The organism is Bacillus taeanensis, from assembly GCF_003318295.1.
GTDB classification, from domain to species: domain Bacteria; phylum Bacillota; class Bacilli; order Bacillales; family UBA6769; genus Maribacillus; species Maribacillus taeanensis.
In genome coordinates this window covers 56,361-76,897 of record NZ_QOCW01000008.1, presented here as the reverse complement: position 1 = coordinate 76,897, position 20,537 = coordinate 56,361, and the positions used below count along the sequence as shown (strand labels likewise).

The 20,537-nt window shown below is 34.9% G+C and carries 22 protein-coding genes; 17 read left to right on the top strand and 5 right to left on the bottom strand.

The genetic code is table 11. From position 1 onward, the window contains the following. Positions 1–16: 16 nt before the first annotated feature. Together DS031_RS09565 and DS031_RS09560 are read right to left on the bottom strand one after the other, a co-directional pair. Positions 17–586 (bottom strand): TetR/AcrR family transcriptional regulator, encoded by a 570-nt coding sequence (locus tag DS031_RS09565; RefSeq protein WP_113805851.1) that lies wholly within the window; start codon positions 584–586, stop codon positions 17–19. Next, complete coding sequence (locus tag DS031_RS09560; protein WP_113805850.1) at positions 570–1,304, bottom strand: MBL fold metallo-hydrolase; 735 nt, start codon at positions 1,302–1,304, stop codon at positions 570–572. The genes DS031_RS09565 and DS031_RS09560 overlap by 17 nt, the downstream gene beginning before the upstream one ends. A gap of 150 nt (positions 1,305–1,454) precedes the next feature. Here DS031_RS09560 and DS031_RS09555 point away from each other — a divergent pair, with 150 nt between their 5' ends. Together DS031_RS09555 and DS031_RS23580 are read left to right on the top strand one after the other, a co-directional pair. Next, entirely contained in the window at positions 1,455–2,372 is a 918-nt protein-coding gene (locus DS031_RS09555) for a superoxide dismutase (protein WP_113805849.1), read from the top strand. A gap of 184 nt (positions 2,373–2,556) precedes the next feature. Beyond that, positions 2,557–2,700, top strand: coding sequence for a hypothetical protein (locus tag DS031_RS23580; RefSeq protein WP_181833083.1), 144 nt, complete (start codon positions 2,557–2,559; stop codon positions 2,698–2,700). A 120-nt stretch (positions 2,701–2,820) separates the two neighbouring features. Here the strand turns inward: DS031_RS23580 and DS031_RS09550 are convergent, their stop codons facing one another. Further along, entirely contained in the window at positions 2,821–3,036 is a 216-nt protein-coding gene (locus tag DS031_RS09550) for a spore germination protein (RefSeq protein ID WP_113805848.1), read from the bottom strand. Positions 3,037–3,232: 196 nt separating this feature from the next. Between DS031_RS09550 and DS031_RS09545 the strand changes: the two genes are divergently transcribed. From DS031_RS09545 to DS031_RS09525, 5 genes are all read left to right on the top strand, one after another. Beyond that, the gene (locus tag DS031_RS09545) at positions 3,233–3,322 is read left to right on the top strand and encodes a YjcZ family sporulation protein (RefSeq protein ID WP_113805847.1); all 90 of its coding nucleotides are present in this window, start codon (positions 3,233–3,235) and stop codon (positions 3,320–3,322) included. A 125-nt stretch (positions 3,323–3,447) separates the two neighbouring features. Further along, positions 3,448–3,837 carry a YmaF family protein gene (locus DS031_RS09540; RefSeq protein WP_181833082.1) on the top strand — a complete coding sequence of 130 codons (390 nt, stop codon included), beginning with the start codon at positions 3,448–3,450 and terminating at the stop codon, positions 3,835–3,837. 175 nt (positions 3,838–4,012) lie between these two features. Further along, positions 4,013–4,915 carry a TetR/AcrR family transcriptional regulator gene (locus DS031_RS09535; RefSeq protein WP_113805845.1) on the top strand — a complete coding sequence of 301 codons (903 nt, stop codon included), beginning with the start codon at positions 4,013–4,015 and terminating at the stop codon, positions 4,913–4,915. Positions 4,916–4,938: 23 nt separating this feature from the next. Beyond that, positions 4,939–6,552: an MDR family MFS transporter gene (locus tag DS031_RS09530; RefSeq protein ID WP_113805844.1), complete on the top strand. Its 1,614-nt coding sequence runs from the start codon at positions 4,939–4,941 to the stop codon at positions 6,550–6,552. 140 nt (positions 6,553–6,692) lie between these two features. Continuing rightward, positions 6,693–7,163 (top strand): hypothetical protein, encoded by a 471-nt coding sequence (locus DS031_RS09525; RefSeq protein ID WP_113805843.1) that lies wholly within the window; start codon positions 6,693–6,695, stop codon positions 7,161–7,163. A 61-nt stretch (positions 7,164–7,224) separates the two neighbouring features. Here the strand turns inward: DS031_RS09525 and DS031_RS09520 are convergent, their stop codons facing one another. Then, on the bottom strand, positions 7,225–7,413 hold the full coding sequence (locus tag DS031_RS09520) for a hypothetical protein (protein WP_113805842.1): 189 nt from the start codon (positions 7,411–7,413) through the stop codon (positions 7,225–7,227). 351 nt (positions 7,414–7,764) lie between these two features. On the opposite strand from DS031_RS09520, the gene DS031_RS09515 reads away from it, so the two are divergent. Beyond that, complete coding sequence (locus tag DS031_RS09515) at positions 7,765–8,928, top strand: iron-containing alcohol dehydrogenase (protein WP_113805841.1); 1,164 nt, start codon at positions 7,765–7,767, stop codon at positions 8,926–8,928. A 172-nt stretch (positions 8,929–9,100) separates the two neighbouring features. Here the strand turns inward: DS031_RS09515 and DS031_RS24640 are convergent, their stop codons facing one another. Further along, the gene (locus DS031_RS24640; RefSeq protein WP_113805942.1) at positions 9,101–9,313 is read right to left on the bottom strand and encodes an ROK family protein; all 213 of its coding nucleotides are present in this window, start codon (positions 9,311–9,313) and stop codon (positions 9,101–9,103) included. A 217-nt stretch (positions 9,314–9,530) separates the two neighbouring features. Here DS031_RS24640 and xylA point away from each other — a divergent pair, with 217 nt between their 5' ends. The 9 genes from xylA to DS031_RS09465 all read left to right on the top strand — a co-directional run bounded on the left by xylA (position 9,531) and on the right by DS031_RS09465 (position 20,302). Next, positions 9,531–10,862, top strand: a complete 1,332-nt coding sequence (gene xylA / locus DS031_RS09505; protein ID WP_113805840.1) for a xylose isomerase — start codon at positions 9,531–9,533, stop codon at positions 10,860–10,862. Positions 10,863–10,927: 65 nt separating this feature from the next. Then, positions 10,928–12,427, top strand: a complete 1,500-nt coding sequence (gene xylB, locus DS031_RS09500) for a xylulokinase (protein WP_113805839.1) — start codon at positions 10,928–10,930, stop codon at positions 12,425–12,427. Positions 12,428–12,750: 323 nt separating this feature from the next. After that, a complete protein-coding gene (locus DS031_RS09495; RefSeq protein ID WP_113805838.1) occupies positions 12,751–13,638 on the top strand; it encodes a carbohydrate ABC transporter permease in 888 nt (295 codons plus the stop codon). A gap of 16 nt (positions 13,639–13,654) precedes the next feature. Further along, positions 13,655–14,551 carry a carbohydrate ABC transporter permease gene (locus DS031_RS09490; protein WP_113805837.1) on the top strand — a complete coding sequence of 299 codons (897 nt, stop codon included), beginning with the start codon at positions 13,655–13,657 and terminating at the stop codon, positions 14,549–14,551. Between the two features lie 40 nt (positions 14,552–14,591). Further along, positions 14,592–15,851: an ABC transporter substrate-binding protein gene (locus DS031_RS09485; protein WP_181833081.1), complete on the top strand. Its 1,260-nt coding sequence runs from the start codon at positions 14,592–14,594 to the stop codon at positions 15,849–15,851. Between the two features lie 156 nt (positions 15,852–16,007). Then, positions 16,008–16,109: a sporulation histidine kinase inhibitor Sda gene (sda, locus tag DS031_RS24635; protein ID WP_113805835.1), complete on the top strand. Its 102-nt coding sequence runs from the start codon at positions 16,008–16,010 to the stop codon at positions 16,107–16,109. Positions 16,110–16,181: 72 nt separating this feature from the next. Beyond that, positions 16,182–17,513: a glycoside hydrolase family 30 protein gene (locus DS031_RS09475; protein ID WP_113805834.1), complete on the top strand. Its 1,332-nt coding sequence runs from the start codon at positions 16,182–16,184 to the stop codon at positions 17,511–17,513. Positions 17,514–17,760: 247 nt separating this feature from the next. Next, complete coding sequence (locus DS031_RS09470; protein ID WP_113805833.1) at positions 17,761–19,485, top strand: sensor histidine kinase; 1,725 nt, start codon at positions 17,761–17,763, stop codon at positions 19,483–19,485. Between the two features lie 7 nt (positions 19,486–19,492). Next, positions 19,493–20,302: a response regulator transcription factor gene (locus DS031_RS09465; RefSeq protein ID WP_113805832.1), complete on the top strand. Its 810-nt coding sequence runs from the start codon at positions 19,493–19,495 to the stop codon at positions 20,300–20,302. Positions 20,303–20,537 lie beyond the last annotated feature (235 nt).

Here is a 20,537-nt window from a genome sequence, read left to right as displayed (position 1 = left end):
CAAACAGTTTTAAATATTAGGACTGATCATAGGTTGTTTTTAGACCTGCTAAATAGGTGTGTAACAAACAATTTAATGATTCATCATTATTTAATTCTAAATTAAAACCTTTTCTTAATTCAAGCGAGGCAAAGCCGTGCACCAGGCTTCGAAGTCCTCTCACAATATGAAGGGCGGCTTCTTGATCAAGCTTGTAACTTTCTAAAATACGCAGTAATAGTATTACGATTTCATTTCCTGCTTCTTGAAGCTGTGGATCGAGAGGATCAAACGAAGCATTGGCGGCTTCATAAAGACCAGGGTGCTTTCTTACAAAAGAAACATAAGATATGCCAATTGAATATAACGCTTCTTCCCCAGATCTGCCAATTGCTGCTTCTGCCATATTATTTTTAAGCTTATGAAGCGCATAAAGGGCAAGGTCTTTTTTTAGCCCGGAAAAACCTTCGATATGATTATATAAAGAAGGTGTTCGAATGTTTAACTTCTTAGCAACGGCAGCTAGTGTTACCTTTTCAAAACCTTCCTGATCCGCTAATTCAGCCGCTGCTTGAAGTACAATATTTTTATTAAGTCCTTGTCTCATTATACTTTCCTCTTTCTAACGCTTTTTCTGCATCATTAATCGCTTTGTCTATCTTTTTGATAGGATCAATAATCATTTCTCCATGTCCGACAGCTAGTATGGAAGGTTTTAAATCTCTTAATCTCTTAGCACTTTCTAGGGCCTTTTCTTTATGCCAAGTTGCAAAAGCGGGAAATGGAAAAAAAGGCTTTAGTTTACCAGACACCGCGATACCACCTCTTGTTTGAAAAGCGTCTCCTGCTATTAATGCATTATTTCTATTATCAATAAATGCGATGGAACCCGGAGTATGACCAGGTGAAAAAGCTGCTTGAAGAGAGCCGATTTTGTCCCCATCTGTAAGAAAAAAATCAGGCTTTGTTTGAATTCGTTTAGGAACACCGCCGCGAATTGGTGTCTTGGTTTCACTTTCTTCTAATGTAAGGTCGCCTTTTAAAAGTTTTGCGTCTCTTTCTGAAATCATCACTTCTGCATGAGGAAGATCTATTTTTAAAGCATCAAGTGCACCGACATGATCTTCATGAGCATGTGTTAAAAGAATACGAGTAATTGGTTTTCCAATTTTTTTAGCGGTCTGTAAAATGGCTTTATGACTGTAAGGAAGGGCTGTATCAATAAGTGTTAATTCGGTTTCCTCCTCCACCAGATAGCAGTTTACAGGAAACAAAGACGGTAAAAAAACTAATTGATAAAGAAAGTCGTACTGATGAACGCGCATCATAATCCCTCCATAAAAACTAATGATAGTAGTATTATAACTTATATTATTAGTTTTTTTGTGTAAATATTTCCATTTTATTAATAAAAATTAATAGTTAAATCTGAAACCTCTTCATATAGTTAAACGATGGAAAAAGGAGGGCTTAAAATGGATGAAAAACGAATTAAACAATATGTCGATGAACTAAAAACATGGGCAAACCTTTTACACGATAAATGGTTACATTTTGAGGGAATGAATCGTGATGATTTAAATGAAGAAAATGAGCAGTTTGGAGAAAAAATTCAGCAGTTTATTAATAGCCTCTATACAAATACTTATGATGTTTTGTCTGTTGGTGAACTCCAGGAAAATGCCGACTCTCTTTATAAGGAGTGGCGAACCTTAAAAAATTCACATGCGTTTACAAGTTCTCGTTATAATGGTCCATCGAATGAGCCTGTTCCGATTGGGGGGCATAAGCTGCCGCCGCTTCCTTATGCTTATAATGCCCTCGAGCCGTATATTGATGAACGAATTATGAGGCTTCATCATGATAAACATCATCAAAGCTATGTAGATGGGTTAAATAAAGCTGAAAAAGAAATGGAAAAAGCGCGTCGAAACAATGACTTTGATCTTATTAAACATTGGGAAAGAGAAGCAGCATTTAACGGGGGGGGTCATTATTTGCATACAATTTTTTGGAATGTAATGACTCCTAAAGGAGGCGGTGAGCCTAAAGGAGAGCTGCTTCAGGAAATAAAGCGAACATTTGGGAGTTTTCAGCAGTTTAAAAAACATTTTTCGGAAGCGGCTAAAAAAGTAGAAGCGGTCGGCTGGGCCATTCTTGTTTGGGCACCGCGGTCGCACCGCCTCGAAATTTTGCAGGCAGAAAAGCATCAAAATTTAAGTCAATGGGATGTTATTCCACTTCTTGTTCTTGACGTGTGGGAGCATGCTTACTACTTGCAGTATGAAAATAAAAGAGCGGAGTATGTTGATAATTGGTGGAATGTTGTGAACTGGCCGGAAGTGTCTGAACGGTTTAAAAAAGCGAAAGAATTGATGTGGAAAGCTTATTAAGAGAGTTATTGTTACTTTAAAGAATGGATAAAAATAATAAAAACCAGCTGAGAGCCCCTTATTCAGCTGGTTTTTAAGTTGTTTTAAAAGCAGAGAAACTAAAACACATTAGGCAAATGTCACATTTTAAGTTTGTATGAATATATTAACTTCGGAATTGAAAAGATGAAAGGATGAATAAGAAATGAATGTCAAAGAAGCAAAAGAAATAAAAGAAACTACTGCAGAAGAGGCTAATTATGTAGGTGGTTATAAATTAATTGAAATTACAGTCTCTGATTCTGCAGAAAATTTATATGCTGTTGTTACACCAGTGAAGAATAAATGATCGGTAGAAAAAACACGTATCTTTTAAGAAAGAGGTGTTATGACAGATTAGGCTGATAAGGTGGATTATCCTACAATAAAAGCCATCCTTTTTATTAGTATAAAAAGGATGGCTTTTACATTATACATTTGCTGCTGTATTAGAATCGGCAATGTCTGGATCAATTCCATTTGAAATACTAATGCCGTTGTTGATTATTACCAAATTACCTGTTCCGCCGCCTGACCCAGCAATGGATTTTGACGTGCTTTTTGGTGAAATTTGCAGTGTGTCTCCAAAGTTTACAGTACCGTCGTTTGTAACAAATTGAAAAGGACCTACAACAATAGATGGCATACAACCCCTCCTTAAACGTGTCAATTATGAATTATAATAGTATATGCGATAACGTGAAAAATGGAATACACAAGTGTACAATCCTATTTTCTAATAGGTATGTACACAATTTTATTCTTGTCCGCCATTATCCCTTACGTTTTTTGGAAAGTTTACATAAATTATAGTAACTTCCTTAGGGAAAGGAGGGAGTATAATGGGTTACGGTTATGCTGGTGGCTTTGCGTTAATCGTTGTTCTGTTCATCCTATTAATCATCGTTGGAGCTGTAAGTTTTAAATACTAATTTTTAAATAAAACAAAAAAAGTACAAGTAGCAGAAAGGTCTGTCTAAAGGCAGACCTTTCTGCTGTTTTTAACCTTTTATAAGGAGAAGCATATAGTAATAAGTAAAAAGTGGAGATGTGGTTTGTGTTAAATCGAAATGTTAATTGGTTAGAAAAGATTGCACATACTCATTATTTTAAAACGGTTTCCTCAAAAAACGTCTATCATCAGCATGTTGTAGATGGATTTACGTATCCCATAAACGGCAGCAGCTATGATGGACATCGTCATTTTTATAGAAGTCGAACATCTTTTAACAGCAATCATTTTCATCGGGTAAGAGGGTATACAGGACCTGCAGTTCCGCTTCCTGATGGCACACATTATCATGTTATTGAAGGAAATGTCATTGAACAATATCTTAATCCTGAAGTAAGTGAATATGGCGGATTAACGTATATGCCTGGACAAAAAACACATCGTCACCCATTTAAAGCAATCACTTCAAAACCGCTTGGATATTATCCGGATTAAATAAGTATTCTATAAAAAAGCTGATTCAAAACGATATCGTTTTGAATCAGCTTTTTTTGTTCTTCTTTATTGTAAGGGACTAGACGATCGTGTTATATTATATTCATTCAATACTTATTGGTCAAAAATGACTAATTGGTCATTTTAAGCTGTTTATTAGAAAGAGTGAGAGATAATGAACGAAAAAAAGCAGCAAATATTAAAATCAGCGATGAAGCTGTTTGCTGAAAACGGTTTTCATTCTACATCGATGCAGGGAATTGCCGATCAAATTGGAATCGCAAAAGGAACGCTGTATATTCACTTTAAATCAAAAGAGCAGCTGCTGTTATCTATATTAAAGCAGTATCAACATGATCTTTTTGAGAAGATAGAATTTGTGGAAAAAGACAGTATGCTTAACTCCAGAGAGATACTTGTTAAACAAGTATATGTGAAGCTTGTGGAATTTCAAAAAAATAGTGATTTTATAAAAATGCAGTTTAAAGAACAGCTTCATCATGAAAATGAAGCGGTCAAAGAATTTGCAGAACAGCGGAAAGCAAAAATATTAAATTGGATTAAAAAAGGCATATTAGGTTTATACGGTGAAAAAATCACCCCGCATTTATGGGATCTTGTTATTTTATTTAACGGCATGATAAGAGAATATATGCTGCTTCTCGTTTTTGAAAGAAAACCAATTGATATTGCAAAGGCCGCAGAATTTATTGTAAACCGCTTAGACGATATGGCAAAAGCTTTAATCAGTACAAAATCTGAAGCTATTATTACTGCAGACATGATGATTGCTATTGAAAAGGCTGATACACAAAAGACGCTTGATACACAAGAAGAAATCCTTTCAAATGAATTCAACAAAATTATTGCAGTCATTAAAGCTTCACCTGTAAAAGGTGAAAAAGAGGAAGAACTTTTTGCTGCAGCTCACGCACTAAAGGCGGAAATTAGTCAGGAGTCTCCTAGGAAATTTATGATAAAAGCATTAACAGCACTTCTTAAAAATACGGATGAGTGCAGAACAGAAGCAAATCATTTAAAAGAGCTTCTTTATTTAAAGTTTGATTTGCACGATTAATTTGATTGCGGAGAGTGAAAAAAATGGAACATTTAGAACCACGCCAAAAAGTAATGATTATGATTGCTGTTATGGGGGCAATGTTTTTTGCTGCAATTAACATGACAATTGTTGGAACATCGCTTCCGAAAATTATTGCCCAAATCGGCGGAATGGAATATTTTGATTGGGTATTTACAATCTACATGGTAACGTCAACGATTACGGCGATGTTAGTTGGGAAATTATCTGATATTTATGGACGAAAAATCTTTATTTTAATTGGAATAGGTATTTTTATGATTGGCGCTTTTTTAAGTGGTACATCAGACACTATTTACCAATTGATTTTTTACCGCGGTATTCAAGGCTTTGGAAGCGGGATGATTATGTCTTGTGCGTTTACAACAATTGGTGATTTATTTACACCGAGAGAGCGCGGCCGCTGGCAGGGATTATTAGGAGCAACATTTGGTCTTTCGAGTTTATTCGGTCCAACACTTGGTGGCTATATTGTTGATAATTTTGATTGGCATTGGGTTTTTTGGGTATTCTTACCGGTTGGTTTTATTGCATTTGCGCTTATTTGGAAGCTGTATCCGTCCCATACGAGAACGGAAAAAGAATCGGTTGACTATCTTGGTTCAATTGCCTTAACATCATTTATTGTTACATTACTATTAGGGTTTTCTTGGGGCGGCAATAAGTTCGCGTGGGTCTCGTTTGAAATTATCGGCTTATTTTCACTTTCAGTTCTTTCAATCATTTTCTTTATAATGATTGAAAGAAAAGCAAAAAGCCCTGTTCTGCCGCTGCATTTATTTAAAAATAGCGTGTTTACACTCTCAAATATTTCAGGACTTTTAATGGGAATGGGTATGTTTGGTGTCATTATGTATACACCGTTTTTCGTGCAGGGTGTACTTGGCTATTCAGCGACAACATCAGGTATTGTAGAAATGATTATGACAATTTCAATGGTTACGTCAAGTGCGATTTCTGGTCAACTTATAACGAGAACAGGTAAGTATAAAGCAATTGCACTTGTTGGATTAGCGGTTATGTCGAGTGGGTTATTTTTAAACTCTCTTCTCGATACGGACTCATCATTAACGCGTGTTATTATTCAATTAGTGATTATCGGAATGGGTCTTGGAACAACGATGCCTGTTTTCCAAGTAACAGTGCAAAATGCGGTACAGCATAAATATCTTGGTGTTGCCACATCAGCTATGCAGGTATTTCGTCAAATTGGCGGAACAGTTGGGGTTGCAATTATGGGTACGATTTTAGGAAACTTAATGAAAACAAAAATGGAAGAACTAACACCTGAAACAGCAGCAGGTGCAATGCCTGACATGGGAGAACAAACAGCACAGCTGCAAAATCCACAAGTATTAATGGATCCGAATCAGCTGGAAGCTATTAAAGCGAGTTTACCTGAACAAATGACCGCTCTTTTTGATCAGTTTATAACGATTTTACGTGAAGCATTAAGCTATTCATTAACAGGGGTGTTCTTATTTGCTTCAGCTGTTGTTGCAATCGGAGTACTTGTCACATTCTTCTTAAAAGAAATTCCGCTTCGAACATCAAATAAAGATGAAGAAGAGGAAGAAAGTCCGGTAGTGAGTAAAAAAGCAGGCTACCAGCATTAAGTGTCACGTAAATTTAACAAATCCTTCTAGAGATAATACCTTTCTAGAGGGATTTTTTATAAAGCATTTGTGTATGATTCATGTTATACTGAGCGAATGCTATAAAAAGGAACTTAAATTTACTTATATACGGAGGCACTATGTTAACTTTTGAACAAAAACTGGAGATCATTGAATCTTTTCCTGAACTTACTCGTAAAAACGTCTCGCTTGGCCGCGTAAATTTTCATTATGAAGAAAGTGCACTTGATAAAATGAATGTTGTTTATCATCTTCATCCAAACGGGAATGGGTTTGTATTTGCGGAATATCTTAGCGGTTATGAAATCGATCATAAGGGCATGGTCAATATTCGTGATTTTTCAGAAGAGGAACTGCGATCTATTATTCAGCAGTCGATTCTTTCTCTTTCTGCGAAGTCAACCGTCGAAGAAGCAATCATTGATGAGGGAACAGAAGAGCATTGGATAAATGATGAAAACCACACATTAATCGTTATTCATGAAGAAGAATTGTGGAATGTATATGCAGGTTTAAATCTTGATGGTACGTTTCTTTCCTATAACGAGGCAAAGGAATATTTAGAAGAAGAAGGATTTAGAAAGAGATAAGTAAAAGTAAAGCGAGGCTGACGATTAAAGTCGGCCTCGCTTTACTATTTTTATGGCTCAGCTATAGGTTTTTTCCGATTAAAACAACGAACGCTTTTATAATGAGAATGATCGAAAAGAACACGATCGAAAAAATCGCAACAATGTCTAATACAGGTCCTAAGCTTGCGAGGAATGTCCCGCCAATTGGCGCTCGGAGCAATGCAAAGCCTGCTAATACAGCGAAGAAATAAGCAGATAATTGAGTCAAAGTTTTTCCTTCTTTCTCAAAGAATTTTCTTTTTATAGAATAATATACGAAGGCGAAGGAAGAGAGGTTCGTTGTTAAGACGTGTTTTTCATTTATATTCGAAATGGATCAAAAAATGAAAAATTCAATTAGTTGAATATTGAGTTAGAAAAAGTTATGTTAAAGGGAAAGCGCTTTTCCTTTTCGCATAACTTCTTTTATTTATTGGAAAATTTTATAGAATGTGAGTTTAATAAAAACATCGTCAGTTAGGGAGTCAAAACCTAACAGTAAGCTTCGATACTTGAGTCATTTGAGAATGATGGTTAGAGATTCAATGATCAATGAGTATTAAGGAAGGGGAGAATACATATGCAAAACTTTACATTTCAAAATCCAACGAAATTAATTTTTGGGAAAGGACAATTAGAAGCTCTTAAAGAGGAAGTTCCCCAATATGGAACGAAGGTTCTGCTCGTATATGGAGGAGGAAGTATTAAGAAAAGCGGTTTGTATGATCGTGTTCTTTCTATTTTAAAAGAATTAGAAATAGAAGTATGTGAATTAAGCGGTGTGGAACCAAATCCTCGTTTAGCAACTGTGAAAAAAGGGATTCAATTAGCACTGGAAAATGGAGTAGATCTTGTGTTAGCTGTAGGGGGAGGCAGTGTGATTGACTGTGCGAAAGCCATTGCAGCTGGTGTGAAATATGATGGAGACGTTTGGGATATTGCAACAGGAGAAGTTTCTGCGGTTAAAGCTTTGCCTATAGGAACGGTTTTAACAATTGCTGCGACAGGTTCTGAAATGAATAATTATGCGGTGATTACAAACTGGGAAACGAATGAGAAACTTGGCTGGGGCAGTCCCGCTGTATACCCGAGGTTCTCTATTTTAGATCCTGTCTATACGTTTACCGTGCCTCGTGAGCAAACAATCTATGGGATGGTTGATATTATGTCACACGTCTTTGAGCAATATTTTCATCATGGGACAAATACCCCATTACAAGACCGATTTTGTGAGTCGCTGTTAAAAAACGTTATGGAAACAGCTCCAAAGCTAATTAATGATTTGGAAAACTATGAGTACCGGGAAACAATTTTATACACAGGTACAATTGCCTTAAACAACTCGTTAGGAATGGGAATTCAAGGTGAGTGGTCTGCACATAACATTGAACATGCGGTTTCAGCAGTTTATGATATTCCGCACGGTGGGGGACTCGCGATTTTATTTCCAAACTGGATGAAGCATGTATTGGATGAAAATGTTGGACGCTTTAAGCAATTTGCTGTAAGGGTCTTCGATATTGATCCAGAAGGGAAATCTGATCGTGATGTTGCTTTAGAAGGAATTGATGCATTACGTCAATTCTGGAATTCTATTGGTGCGCCTGCTAGATTGGGAGACTATGGAATTGGTGAAGAGAAGCTCGAACTTATGGATGATAAAGCAATGGTAAAAGGTGAATTTGGTCATTTAAAAAAATTAAATAAAGAAGATGTATTAGCGATTTATCGTGCATCGTTATAAAAAAATTTGTTGTTAAACAAGCATGTTGATTTTAATGACTCGGACATGTGAAATTAGCTTTTCGTATGCTTTCAGATAAAAGATGAAAGACAGGTAATAGGAGGAAGTAAAGCGAGAAAATGAATTTTTTCTAAATCGTTTCGCCCTATCACCTGTTCGGAGTCGACTTCTTTTATTTATATTCATTATTTTTGAGCAGATCTCTTAACCACTTTTCAACTTTTGCTAGTCTGTTTCTGGTGACAATACGCTCTGGGTTAGACGTGTTAATAATATTGTTAATACCAATCCCGAGATATGTTCCAATTTGCTGAAGCAGTTCAATGACTTCTTTATTATTTTGTTCGGAGAGAGAAGAGCTTCTAAATTGATTTCTTTTATAAATTTATTTAGGCAGTTCTAATAAAAATTATTATAAACTTAGTTTATTATACAGACAAACAAAGTTTATGGTGATATACTTCAATCATAAGAAAGAGATACAGCTATTTTTTAGTTACTTAGTTTATCTAGTATACTAAGTGACGGCCAGTTGATTTTAGACTTTAAAAAGAAATTAGAAATGGTAGAAAAACATAATTAATTTATTAGGAGGAATTAACATGGCATACTTTGAAAACGTAAACAATATTCAATTTGAAGGAAAAGAGTCCAAAAATTCACTTGCATTTAAATATTACAATCCTAAAGAAGTAGTAGGCGGTAAAACAATGGAAGAGCACCTTCGCTTTGGTGTTTCGTACTGGCATACGTTTACTGGAGATGGTGGAGACCCGTTTGGTAAGGGTACAATGATTCGTCCGTGGGATCGCTACTCTGACATGGATTTAGCGAAAGCAAGAGTAGAAGCTTCATTTGAATTTTATGAAAAGCTTAATGTTCCATTTTTTTGTTTCCATGATACGGATGTGGCCCCAGAAGGAAGTAATTTAAAAGAAACATATGAAAACTTAGATACAATTACAGCCATGATGAAAGATTATATGAAAACGAGCAAAACAAAGCTTCTCTGGAATACAGCAAATGCGTTTACACATCCGCGCTTTGTTCACGGTGCCGCAACTTCTTGTAATGCCGATGTATTTGCTTATGCAGCTGCGAAAGTAAAAAAAGGATTAGAAATCGCGAAAGATTTAGGTGCTGATAACTATGTATTCTGGGGCGGTCGTGAAGGTTATGAAACATTATTAAATACAGATTTACAGCTTGAGCTTGATAACTTAGCACGTTTCTATCATATGGCGGTTGATTATGCGAAAGAGATCGGCTATACAGGACAATTTTTAATTGAGCCAAAACCGAAGGAGCCAACAACACATCAATATGACTTTGACGTAGCAACAGCATACGCATTTTTACAAAAATATAATTTACAAGATCATTTCAAGTTTAATATTGAAGCAAATCACGCAACACTTGCAGGTCATACGTTTGAACATGAATTACGCATGGCGCGTATTAACGGAATGCTTGGTTCTGTTGATGCGAACCAAGGTGATACATTATTAGGCTGGGATACAGACGAATTCCCTACAGATTTATATTCTACAACACTTGCAATGTATGAAATCCTTAAAAACGGTGGACTAGGAAAAGGCGGTTTAAACTTTGACGCAAAAGTAAGACGTGGTTCATTTGAGCCTGAAGATTTATTTTATGCTCATGTTGCCGGAATGGACAGCTTTGCAATCGGCTTAAAAGTTGCGCACCAGTTAATTCAAGACCGCGTATTAGACAGCTTTGTTGAAGAGCGTTATCAAAGTTTTACAGAAGGAATTGGTCGTGATATTGTCGAAGGTAAAGCAAGCTTCCATACGCTTGAAGCATATGCACTGCAAAATGATCGTATTAAAAATCGTTCTGGACGTACAGAGCTATTAAAAGCGAAAATTAATCAATATTTATTAGAATCTTTTGCAAAAGTTACGGTTTAATATTAATAAAAAGAGGCTGACTCATCGGGTCAACCTCTTTTTACAGAAGAAGGGTGATTGTTGAAATGAAATATGTAATTGGGGTGGACTTAGGAACGAGCGCCGTCAAAGTATTATTAGTGAATCAACATGGTGAAGTGTGTGATGAAGTGTCACAAGCTTATCCGCTTCTTCATGAAAAATCAGGATATAGCGAACAGGAGCCTAATGAATGGGTTGAAAAAACAACGCTTGCTCTTAAAGAGCTTATTGATCGTTTTGACGGCGATGTAACAAGCATTGAAGGAATTAGTTTCTCAGGTCAAATGCATGGACTTGTGCTTCTTAATGAAGAAAAAGAAGTGTTAAGAAATGCAATTCTTTGGAATGATACGAGAACAACAGCACAATGTGAGAAAATTTATGAAGTAGTTGGAAATGAACGATTGTTAGAAATTACGAAAAACCCGGCACTTGAAGGCTTTACACTTCCAAAACTTTTATGGGTACAGGAAAATGAGCCGGAAATCTTTGAGAGAGCGGCTGTCTTTTTGCTGCCGAAAGATTATTTGCGCTACCATATGACGGGACAAATTCATGCGGAATATTCGGATGCTGCTGGTACACTGCTTTTAGATATTCAGAAAAAAGCATGGAGCGAGGAAATGTGTAAGCTTTTTGGTGTTGATCTTACTATTTGTCCTCCGCTCGTTGAATCACATCACTTGGTAGGGACGATTACAGCACAGTTTGCGTTTGAAACAGGTCTTTCTGAAGCAACAAAAGTGTTTGCGGGCGGTGCTGATAATGCGTGCGGCGCAATTGGTGCGGGAATTTTATCAGAAGGCAAAACATTGTGCAGCATTGGGACCTCGGGTGTTATTTTATCGCATGAACAGCGCGGTGACCGTGAATTTGAAGGGAAAGTTCATTACTTTAATCACGGGAAAAAAGATGCTTATTATACAATGGGTGTTACGTTATCAGCAGGTCACAGTTTGAGCTGGTTTAAAGATACATTTGCACAAAATGAGGATTTTGAAACATTGCTTCAAGGATTAGAAGATGTTCCGGCCGGAGCAAATGGGCTGCTTTATACACCTTATTTGTCAGGAGAGCGTACCCCGCATGCAGATGCAGATATTCGTGGAAGCTTTATTGGAATGAGCGCTTCTCATAAACGAATTGACTTTGCCCGTGCCGTCATTGAAGGTATTACATTTTCTCTTTGTGAAAGCATTGATATTTTCCGGGAAAGCGGTAAAAAAATTGAAACTATTGTATCGATTGGCGGTGGAGCAAAAAATGAGACATGGCTGCAAATTCAAGCTGATATTTTTGATGCAGTGATTGTGAAGTTAGAAAATGAGCAAGGACCGGCAATGGGAGCGGCAATGCTTGCGGCTTATGGAGCTGGTTGGTTTCCTTCGCTTGATGAATGTGCCGATACGTTCATTCGTACTGTAAAAGAATTTCATCCAAATGAAGATAATGTAAAAGCATATAAAGCATTATTTGAAATTTACAAAATGATCTATGAAAATACAAAAACTCTTAATAAAGCGTTAAAACCATTTAGAGGATAATTGTAATAATATAAAAAGCTGCGGAGTGTTTCCGCAGCTTTTTATTTGTTTAAAGGAGTAGAGAGAGGAAAAAAGAAAAGTTCATTGGGAATTTTGAGCATAGCAAAAATTGCTTAAGCTACTTAAACCAAGTGAAGTAGAACCTAATCATTGTACTATTTTATCTAAACGATGTTTCATCACATGATGAGTAGTTGTTGATAAAATAATAATTGTAAACGCATACAGAGAGGCGGTGTAATGGTTAGGATAAATAATGTAAGGCGTTTTCATTTTAGAAAAGGAAGGTTGTTCATTTTATTAAATGAAAGGAGTGCTTATCAATGAAAGAAACGGCATTAGAACGTTGGTCAAGTAGATTTTTCTTTATGGGACCAGCACTCGCGATTTTTTTAATAACAATTATTGTACCAATAACGATGAGTATTTATTATAGTTTTTTTGAGTGGGATGGCATATCAGAAAAGATATTTAATGGTTTTGCAAATTATCAAAGACTTATTGAAGATCCGATCGTTTGGATTTCTTTAAAAAATACGTTATATCTCACTTTAGGTGCACTATTTGTTCAAATTCCTGTTGGTTTACTTTTAGCTGTGCTGCTAAGTTACAAGTTAAAAGGATCTAATTTTTTGAAAACGATTTATTTTACACCTGTTATGCTTTCAACAGCAGTACTTGGAATTTTATGGGCGCAAATTTTTGATCCGAATTATGGATTGTTAAACAATTTGCTTATCAATTTGGGCCTTGAAAATTGGACTCATGCTTGGCTTGGAGAAGAGAAAACGGCCCTTGCTTCTGTCGTTGCTGTAGTAGCTTGGCAGTACATCGGGTTTTATGTAGTTGTTTATTTTGCAGCTTTACAAACGATCCCTGAGGAAGTGCTTGAGTCAGCGAGAGTTGAAGGGGCAAGTGAATGGCAAATTTTATTCCAAATTCGCATTCCTCTTATCTGGCATGTTCTTACATTTACTATTTTAAATTGCGTGATTAACTCACTAAAATACTTTGATCTTATCTATATAATGACAGGTGGGGGACCAAATAATTCAAGTGAGGTTATTGCAAGTTATATGATGAAAAATGCTTTTACATTAATGGATTACGGTTATGGAAGTACGATTTCAAGCTTTTTATTATTCTTCGGATTAGCTCTAGCATTAGTGTTATCAAAAACCTTAGGAAAAGGTGCTTCTAAGTTTCAATAAAGAAAGGAGAATTTACATGAGGGACTCACTCGTTGAAACGAAGTCAAAAGATTCTCGAATTGTTACTAGAATAAAAACAAAAAACATTTCAAGTAAAAAGATGCTTATTCGTTTTAGTATCTATCTTATTCTCTTAGTTCATTTAGTCTTTACAGGTTATCCATTTGTTTGGATGTTCTTATCTTCATTTAAATTTGATAGTGAATATTTTAGTAATCCATGGGGATTGCCATCAGAGTGGCATATTGAAAACTTTATAACAGCTTGGAATGAGGGGATAAGCAGTTACTTGTTTAATAGTATTTACATTACATTATTTTCAGTAATTGGCTTGCTAATTGTCTCAACATGTATTGCTTATTATCTAGCAATTCGTCCATTTAAAGGATCAAAAGTGCTGCTTGGTATGTTCTTTTTAGCGATGTTAATTCCTATACACAGTACACTTATTCCACTTTTTAATATGGCGAACAAAATAGGAGTATATGATACATTTTGGGCATTGTTCTTTCCTTACATCGGGTTCAATCTTCCGGTCGCAGTTTTCTTAGCTTATGGTTTCTTTAAACAAATTCCAAAAGAACTTGAAGAAGCAGCAGTGATGGATGGTTGTAATATTTATCAGATCTTTTTTAAGATCTATTTACCTTTATCTAAGCCGATTTTAGCAACTGTTACAATTTTATCTTTTTTCAGCATTATGAATGATTTTATTTTTCCACTCGTAATGATTTCAGATGATTCATTGAAAACGTTACCTATTGGACTTATGATGTTCAAAGGCAGCTTTAGCGCTAGTTATTCACTCATAAGTGCGGCACTGGTTATTACAACAGCACCGATTATTATTCTATATATGTTTTTACAAAAGTATATTCAAAGCGGTGTTGTTGCTGGTTCAGTTAAAGGATAATGCTTATAAAAATGAGATATACATCTAAGGAGGAGAAATGATGAAAAAGTTTGTTAGTCTATTATTGATGCTTACATTACTTATTGCAGGTTGTGGTAAAAATGAGTCTGCAGATTCTAATAGTGAGGATGCAAAGACGTTAACACTATGGAGTGTTGAAACAGAAGATAAAGAAGTTGTTGAAAAAGCGGTGGAAGAATTTAATAATACACATGCAGATTTGAAAATTAACGCAGAGTTCTTTGATGATGAGTCTTTGAAAACAAAAATGAAGGTTGCTATTGCAGGAAATAAATTACCCGATTTATTCACTTATTGGAGTGGAGATACCTTTCAAACGTTAGTGGAAACAGGTTTGGTTGGTGATATTACTGAACAGATAAATGAAGATGAAGAGTTGAAAAGTAATGTGCTGCCTGGAGGATTTGAGTCTTTTTCTTTTAATGAAAAGACATATGGCATACCGTTAGGAATAAGTGCAGTTTCGTTATGGTATAACAAAGAAATTTTTGAGGAAAATGGTCTAACACCACCAAGCACGTACACTGAGTTATTAGAAGTTGTTGATCAGTTAAATGAAAACAACATTACCCCGATTACAGTAGCAGGTAAAGACCGTTGGCCGATACTGCATTGGTATTCTTATTTGGCACAACGTATTGGAGGGACAGAGCCATTTGAGAAAGCTAAAAATGGAGAGATTGATTTTACAGAAGAGAGTTTTGTAGAAGCGGGCGAAAAGCTAAAAGAATTAGCGGTTAATAAAAAAGGATTTGTAAATGGATTTCTTGGTTTAGACTATGCAGCAGCTGAAGCGCTGTTTTTAAATGGACGAGCAGCGATGTATTTACAAGGTGAGTGGGCTCTTCAAGCATTTGTTAAGAATAAGGAATTTGCAGAAAAAGTAGGATTTGTTTCATTCCCTACAGTAGAGGGTGGGAAAGGAAATAAGGATATCTATCATGGTGGTTTTGGTATCGGCATGGCAATATCAGCTAATGCTGACCAAGAAGCTGCATTTGAAGCACTTAAATTTTTAACGAGTGCTGAGCAGAGAATGGGAATATATGAAACAGGTGACATTAGTCCAATGAAAAATGTGGAGTTAGATCAATCAAAGATGAATCCGTTAGTTTACGAATATTCCAATTATATTAATAATAATGTAGAAGGATTTTTTGGATATTATGACCAAAATCTTGATTCAAAACGTGCAGATCAATTTTTAAATACATCCTCAGCAATTGTAGCAAAACCAGACATTGATGTGAAGAAAGAGTTAAGTAAAATTGTTAAATAATTATTTATTAAAAAGTAAGAAAGTAAAAAGTCTTTAAGGTTTGTAGAAAAGCAGTAGGTAGAATGATTGATAGGAGAATTCTTTTCGATCATCCTACCGCCCGCTCACATAACATAAGAGGTCTAACAATGCTTCACTCATTAAGTAACAAACTGCTTGTTGATAGTTATATCAAAGCAATTAAATCTTGCTGCAGTATTTATTGATTTGTTAGAAAAAGAAATAAACAGAAGAAATCTAATAATAAAAGATTTATAGAAAGCTTATTTAATTATCTGTATGAATAGATCAGATCACAGCTAATATCTAATATTGGAAGGAATGATTGAATTGAATAATAAAAATATACAATGGATTTCTACATCGCGCGGGGAATATTGGAATGAAAAACAATCAATTATTAACAATGATAGTGTTTCTAATCTTACAATGGTTGATAACAAACAACAGATAATAGAAGGATTCGGTGGTTGCTTCAATGAATTAGGTTTTGAAGCGTTAGGCCATTTGAATGAAGAAGATAGAGCACATGTTTTCTATAATTTATTTCACTCAGATGGAGATTGTAAATTTACGATTTGTCGTCTTCCAATTGGAGCAAGCGATTATGCGTTGGAGTGGTACAGCTTAAATGAAACGGATGGCGACTACTCTATGGCGAATTTTTCTATCGAAAGAGATCGCCAATATTTAATACCGTATATAAAAGAAGCTTTGAAGTATAATCCGAACTTAAAATTTTTTGCATCACCTTGGAGTCCACCAACTTGGATGAAATCCCCAAAAGCTTATAATTATGGGACGCTTCGTTGGGAAAAGGAAGTACTAGAGGCTTATGCCTTATATTTTGTGAAGTTTGTAGAGGCATACGAAAAGGAAGGAATTAAAATTGATCAAATTCATGTGCAGAATGAAGTAGTTGCTGATCAAAAGTTTCCATCGTGTGTTTGGACAGGAGAGCAGCTTCAAGAATTTATCCGTGATTATTTAGGTCCAACTTTTGAAAAGCATGGAATTGAGGCAGAAATTTGGCTGGGAACAATTAATGGAGTGGTAGATGAATTATTTGAAAAATCATCTTCTGATTATGATTCACTTGCTAATAAAGTACTAAGTGATCCTGAAGCTTATAAATATATTAAAGGTGTCGGTTATCAATGGGCAGGAAAGTATGCATTACAACAAAATGTTCAAAGTTATCCAGAGCTGCGCTACATGCAGACAGAGAATGAATGTGGAGATGGAAAAAATACGTGGGAGTATGCTCACTATGTTCATAATTTATACCGACATTATTTTGTAAATGGCGTAAATAGTTATATTTATTGGAACATGGTGTTGGAACCAAAGGGGATTAGTACTTGGGGATGGGAACAAAATTCTATGATTACGGTTGATCCTAAAACAAAAGAAGTGAATGTGCAGCCAGAGTACTATGTGATGAAACACTTTTCACATTTTGTAGTACCGGGAGCGGTGCGAATTGATTTAAAAGGTCCATGGACAGGTAATGCCGTTGCGTTTGAAAATCCAAATGGAGAAAAGGTTGTTGTCATTGCAAATCCATTTTCTGAAGTTCGAAAGCTTCATCTTTCTGATGGGACTTCTACCAATGTATTTGATCTAGAACCAGAATCTTTTAATACAATTATCTGGTCATAAATGAAATCATATAAAAACGTACTTCTCAAATTGGAGTGCGTTTTTATAATATAATTGATTAGGCATGCTTTGAATTTAAACTAATCATGTAATATAATTCGATCATAAAAAATGATGTAATTCTTGAAAAAGCATTGAATTGCTATGGGTGAGGTACACTATTTATAGGGTATTTTACTTGCAGTGATAGCGATGGTGCTTACATTTAAAGAATACTTAAAAGAGTGAAGACAAGGATGATTTACAGTTGAAGTTATTAAAAAAAATAGGAATTGATCGAACGAGAGGACAAATATTCTTTGGCTTTATTATAGTAATGATGGTTGTATTAATGTTAACCATTGGTATTTCATATTTAATACTATCAAAAGTACAAAAAGAAAATGCTGTACAATATATAGATGAAATTGGAGTGCAAATAAGTGGGCGTTTAGAAGCCCTTTTAAATGAAGTCAATGTACTGACGCTTCAACTTGCGACAGATGATCGTATTCAAGAAATTCTGGAAAATGAATTGAATGGCCCAACCGCTTCTTTTGATGAACGAATGGCAATGAGAAAAATTTTAATAAATACTAGCGCTTATTCAGAAACAATTAACGAAATTGAATTATTTTCTGTTTCGCAAAGCATTTATCCTGTGGTAGATAAGTCGATTGAAGAAAGGGTTGGAGAGCTGCATGTTGCAGAAGCAAATACTATACAAAATGTTGGTGATCTTGTTTGGATTGGACGTGATCCAGAAAATCCAAACTATTTAATAGCTGTTCGGCAAATTCGATTAGAAAAAATGCGATATCAAAAAGGTGGTTATTTAGTAGTTCAAGTAAAACCCTCCTTAATCGAATTTATCAGAAAAGATATTGCAGAAATGAACGGGAGTGTCATATATTTGCTGGATGGAGAAAATAACATTATTTCTACCGGAAAAAGAAATACCCCTCTTTTATCAAACAGCGATATTTCACCACAAAAAAATGAGTATGTTACGATCAAAAAAACAATAGAAGCACCAAATTGGACGCTGGAAATTTTAATGCCTAAAAAAGAAGTAACAAAAGGAGTTGAATTTTTACAATTTGTTCTAATTTTATCGAGTATTCTAAGTGTAATTTTATTTTCGATATTATCATACTATCTTTCTTTATTTATTACATCCCCAATTAAGAGGTTAACACAGGTAATGCAAAGCGGAAAAAATGGTGTGTTAACAGAAAATCCAGACTATTATTTTAATCGTGAAATGAATCAATTAAATAGGATGTACAATAAAATGGTAAGACAAATTAATTATTTATTTAAGTCTGTGTATGAAAAAGAGATTATGAAAAACAAAAGTGAAATTAAAGCGCTTCATTCTCAAATTAATCCACATTTTTTATTTAATACATTAGATTCATTATATTGGTCTCTTATCGGTAAAGGAGAAAAAGAACTTTCTAAGTTTGTAATAACGCTTGCAAATTTATTTCGATATACTATTCAATCAAATGGACAAGAAGGTTTTGTCTCTATTGAAGAAGAAATTGAGCAGGTAAAGCGTTATACAGACATTATGAAAATGCGCTTTCATGATCGGCTTCATGTTGAAATAGATGCCAATCAAAATACAAAACAATATAAAATTCCAAAATTAACAATTCAGCCACTAATAGAAAATGCGATTATTCATGGTATTGAGCCAAAGGGTAACAGTGGTGTAGTTAAATTGATAGTAAAAGAAGAAAAAGGAGTTATCTTATTTATTATTAACGATGATGGTATCGGTATGAAAGAGGAACGTGTAAAAGAGATCCAGATGAGATTACGAAACGAAGAAAACCATAAGTTTATCTCAAAAGGAACTGGAATTGGATTATTTAACATTCATAAGCTTATTCAATTACATTATGGGGAAGAATTTGGTTTAGAAATTAATAGTCATTTGAATAAAGGAACAACAGTGGGGCTGCGAATACCCGCAAGGAGCTGATAGAAAAATGTATTCTCCTACAATATTAGTTGTAGATGACGAACATAACACAAGAATGGGTGTCTCTTTAACCCTTCAACAATGGGGAAAAGGGCAATGGGATGTAGATAGAGCTGAGAATGGCTTATCTGCACTTGAATATCTTCGTAAACGTGCTTATGATTTGTTAATCACAGATATACGTATGCCTCTTATGAATGGAATTGAACTTCTTGAAACATTAAGGGAAGAAAATAATGATGTGATTAGTATCTTGCTTACAGGATTTGCGGAATTTGAATACGCACAGAAAGGTTTACAGCTTGGAGCAATCGATTATTTATTAAAGCCAATTCAGCAAGAGCAACTAATAGAGGCTGTTGAAAAAGCATTAAAAGCATCGGAAAAGAAAAAAAAATCAATATTAGGAACGTTTCTTCTTGAAGAACATGGGATGCAGAAAGGAGATTCGAATTATAATAAAATAAATAATCCTAGTATTGAAAGTGCTATTAAATACATTGATAATAATTTAGATAAACCACTAACCATTAAAGACACAGCACAGTATGTTCATCTTAATTCAAGTTACTTTAGTGTTTTATTTAAAGAAGAGACAGGCAGCACGTATAGTGAATTTGTCACAACTCAAAGAATAAAAAAAGCTAAAGAATTACTTATTGTTTCAGATATAGGTCTTGATGAAATTTCAGAACAAGTAGGCTACCAAACAACAAGTTATTTTATTAAAATTTTTAAAAGATATGAGGATATGACGCCAAAACAGTATCGAGATCGCTTTTTAGAAAAAAGAAAATCGCTTAATAAAGACACTTAAGTATTGATTACCGGCTTTGAGACCGAGCTTCTATTGGTATAAAGAGGTTATTGCGGCTAATGGGATAAAATAGACTAAGCTGAAATAAAGGGAGTTTCCACTAGCTGTTGGACTCTCTTTTTGTTATTGGTGCCGATTAAACATATTCATTATAGTGTTAATACGAATACTAGGATATGTTGTTATTTTAGTTTATTCTAACAAATACTCTAAAAATGACCACAAACTTAGTTTG

Excerpts from the sequence above, each read along its gene's own strand:
- DS031_RS09535 (WP_113805845.1), top strand. The coding sequence starts at position 4,013 with ATGAACGAAAAAAAGCAGCAAATATTAAAATCAGCGATGAAGCTGTTT.
- xylB (WP_113805839.1), top strand. The coding sequence starts at position 10,928 with ATGAAATATGTAATTGGGGTGGACTTAGGAACGAGCGCCGTCAAAGTA.
- DS031_RS09525 (WP_113805843.1), top strand. The coding sequence starts at position 6,693 with ATGTTAACTTTTGAACAAAAACTGGAGATCATTGAATCTTTTCCTGAA.
- DS031_RS09490 (WP_113805837.1), top strand. The coding sequence starts at position 13,655 with ATGAGGGACTCACTCGTTGAAACGAAGTCAAAAGATTCTCGAATTGTT.
- DS031_RS09465 (WP_113805832.1), top strand. The coding sequence starts at position 19,493 with ATGTATTCTCCTACAATATTAGTTGTAGATGACGAACATAACACAAGA.
- DS031_RS23580 (WP_181833083.1), top strand. The coding sequence starts at position 2,557 with ATGAATGTCAAAGAAGCAAAAGAAATAAAAGAAACTACTGCAGAAGAG.
- DS031_RS09485 (WP_181833081.1), top strand. The coding sequence starts at position 14,592 with ATGAAAAAGTTTGTTAGTCTATTATTGATGCTTACATTACTTATTGCA.
- xylA (WP_113805840.1), top strand. The coding sequence starts at position 9,531 with ATGGCATACTTTGAAAACGTAAACAATATTCAATTTGAAGGAAAAGAG.
- DS031_RS09550 (WP_113805848.1), bottom strand. The coding sequence starts at position 3,036 with ATGCCATCTATTGTTGTAGGTCCTTTTCAATTTGTTACAAACGACGGT.
- DS031_RS09515 (WP_113805841.1), top strand. The coding sequence starts at position 7,765 with ATGCAAAACTTTACATTTCAAAATCCAACGAAATTAATTTTTGGGAAA.
- DS031_RS09545 (WP_113805847.1), top strand. The coding sequence starts at position 3,233 with ATGGGTTACGGTTATGCTGGTGGCTTTGCGTTAATCGTTGTTCTGTTC.
- DS031_RS09565 (WP_113805851.1), bottom strand. The coding sequence starts at position 586 with ATGAGACAAGGACTTAATAAAAATATTGTACTTCAAGCAGCGGCTGAA.
- DS031_RS09560 (WP_113805850.1), bottom strand. The coding sequence starts at position 1,304 with ATGCGCGTTCATCAGTACGACTTTCTTTATCAATTAGTTTTTTTACCG.
- DS031_RS09530 (WP_113805844.1), top strand. The coding sequence starts at position 4,939 with ATGGAACATTTAGAACCACGCCAAAAAGTAATGATTATGATTGCTGTT.
- DS031_RS09555 (WP_113805849.1), top strand. The coding sequence starts at position 1,455 with ATGGATGAAAAACGAATTAAACAATATGTCGATGAACTAAAAACATGG.
- DS031_RS09495 (WP_113805838.1), top strand. The coding sequence starts at position 12,751 with ATGAAAGAAACGGCATTAGAACGTTGGTCAAGTAGATTTTTCTTTATG.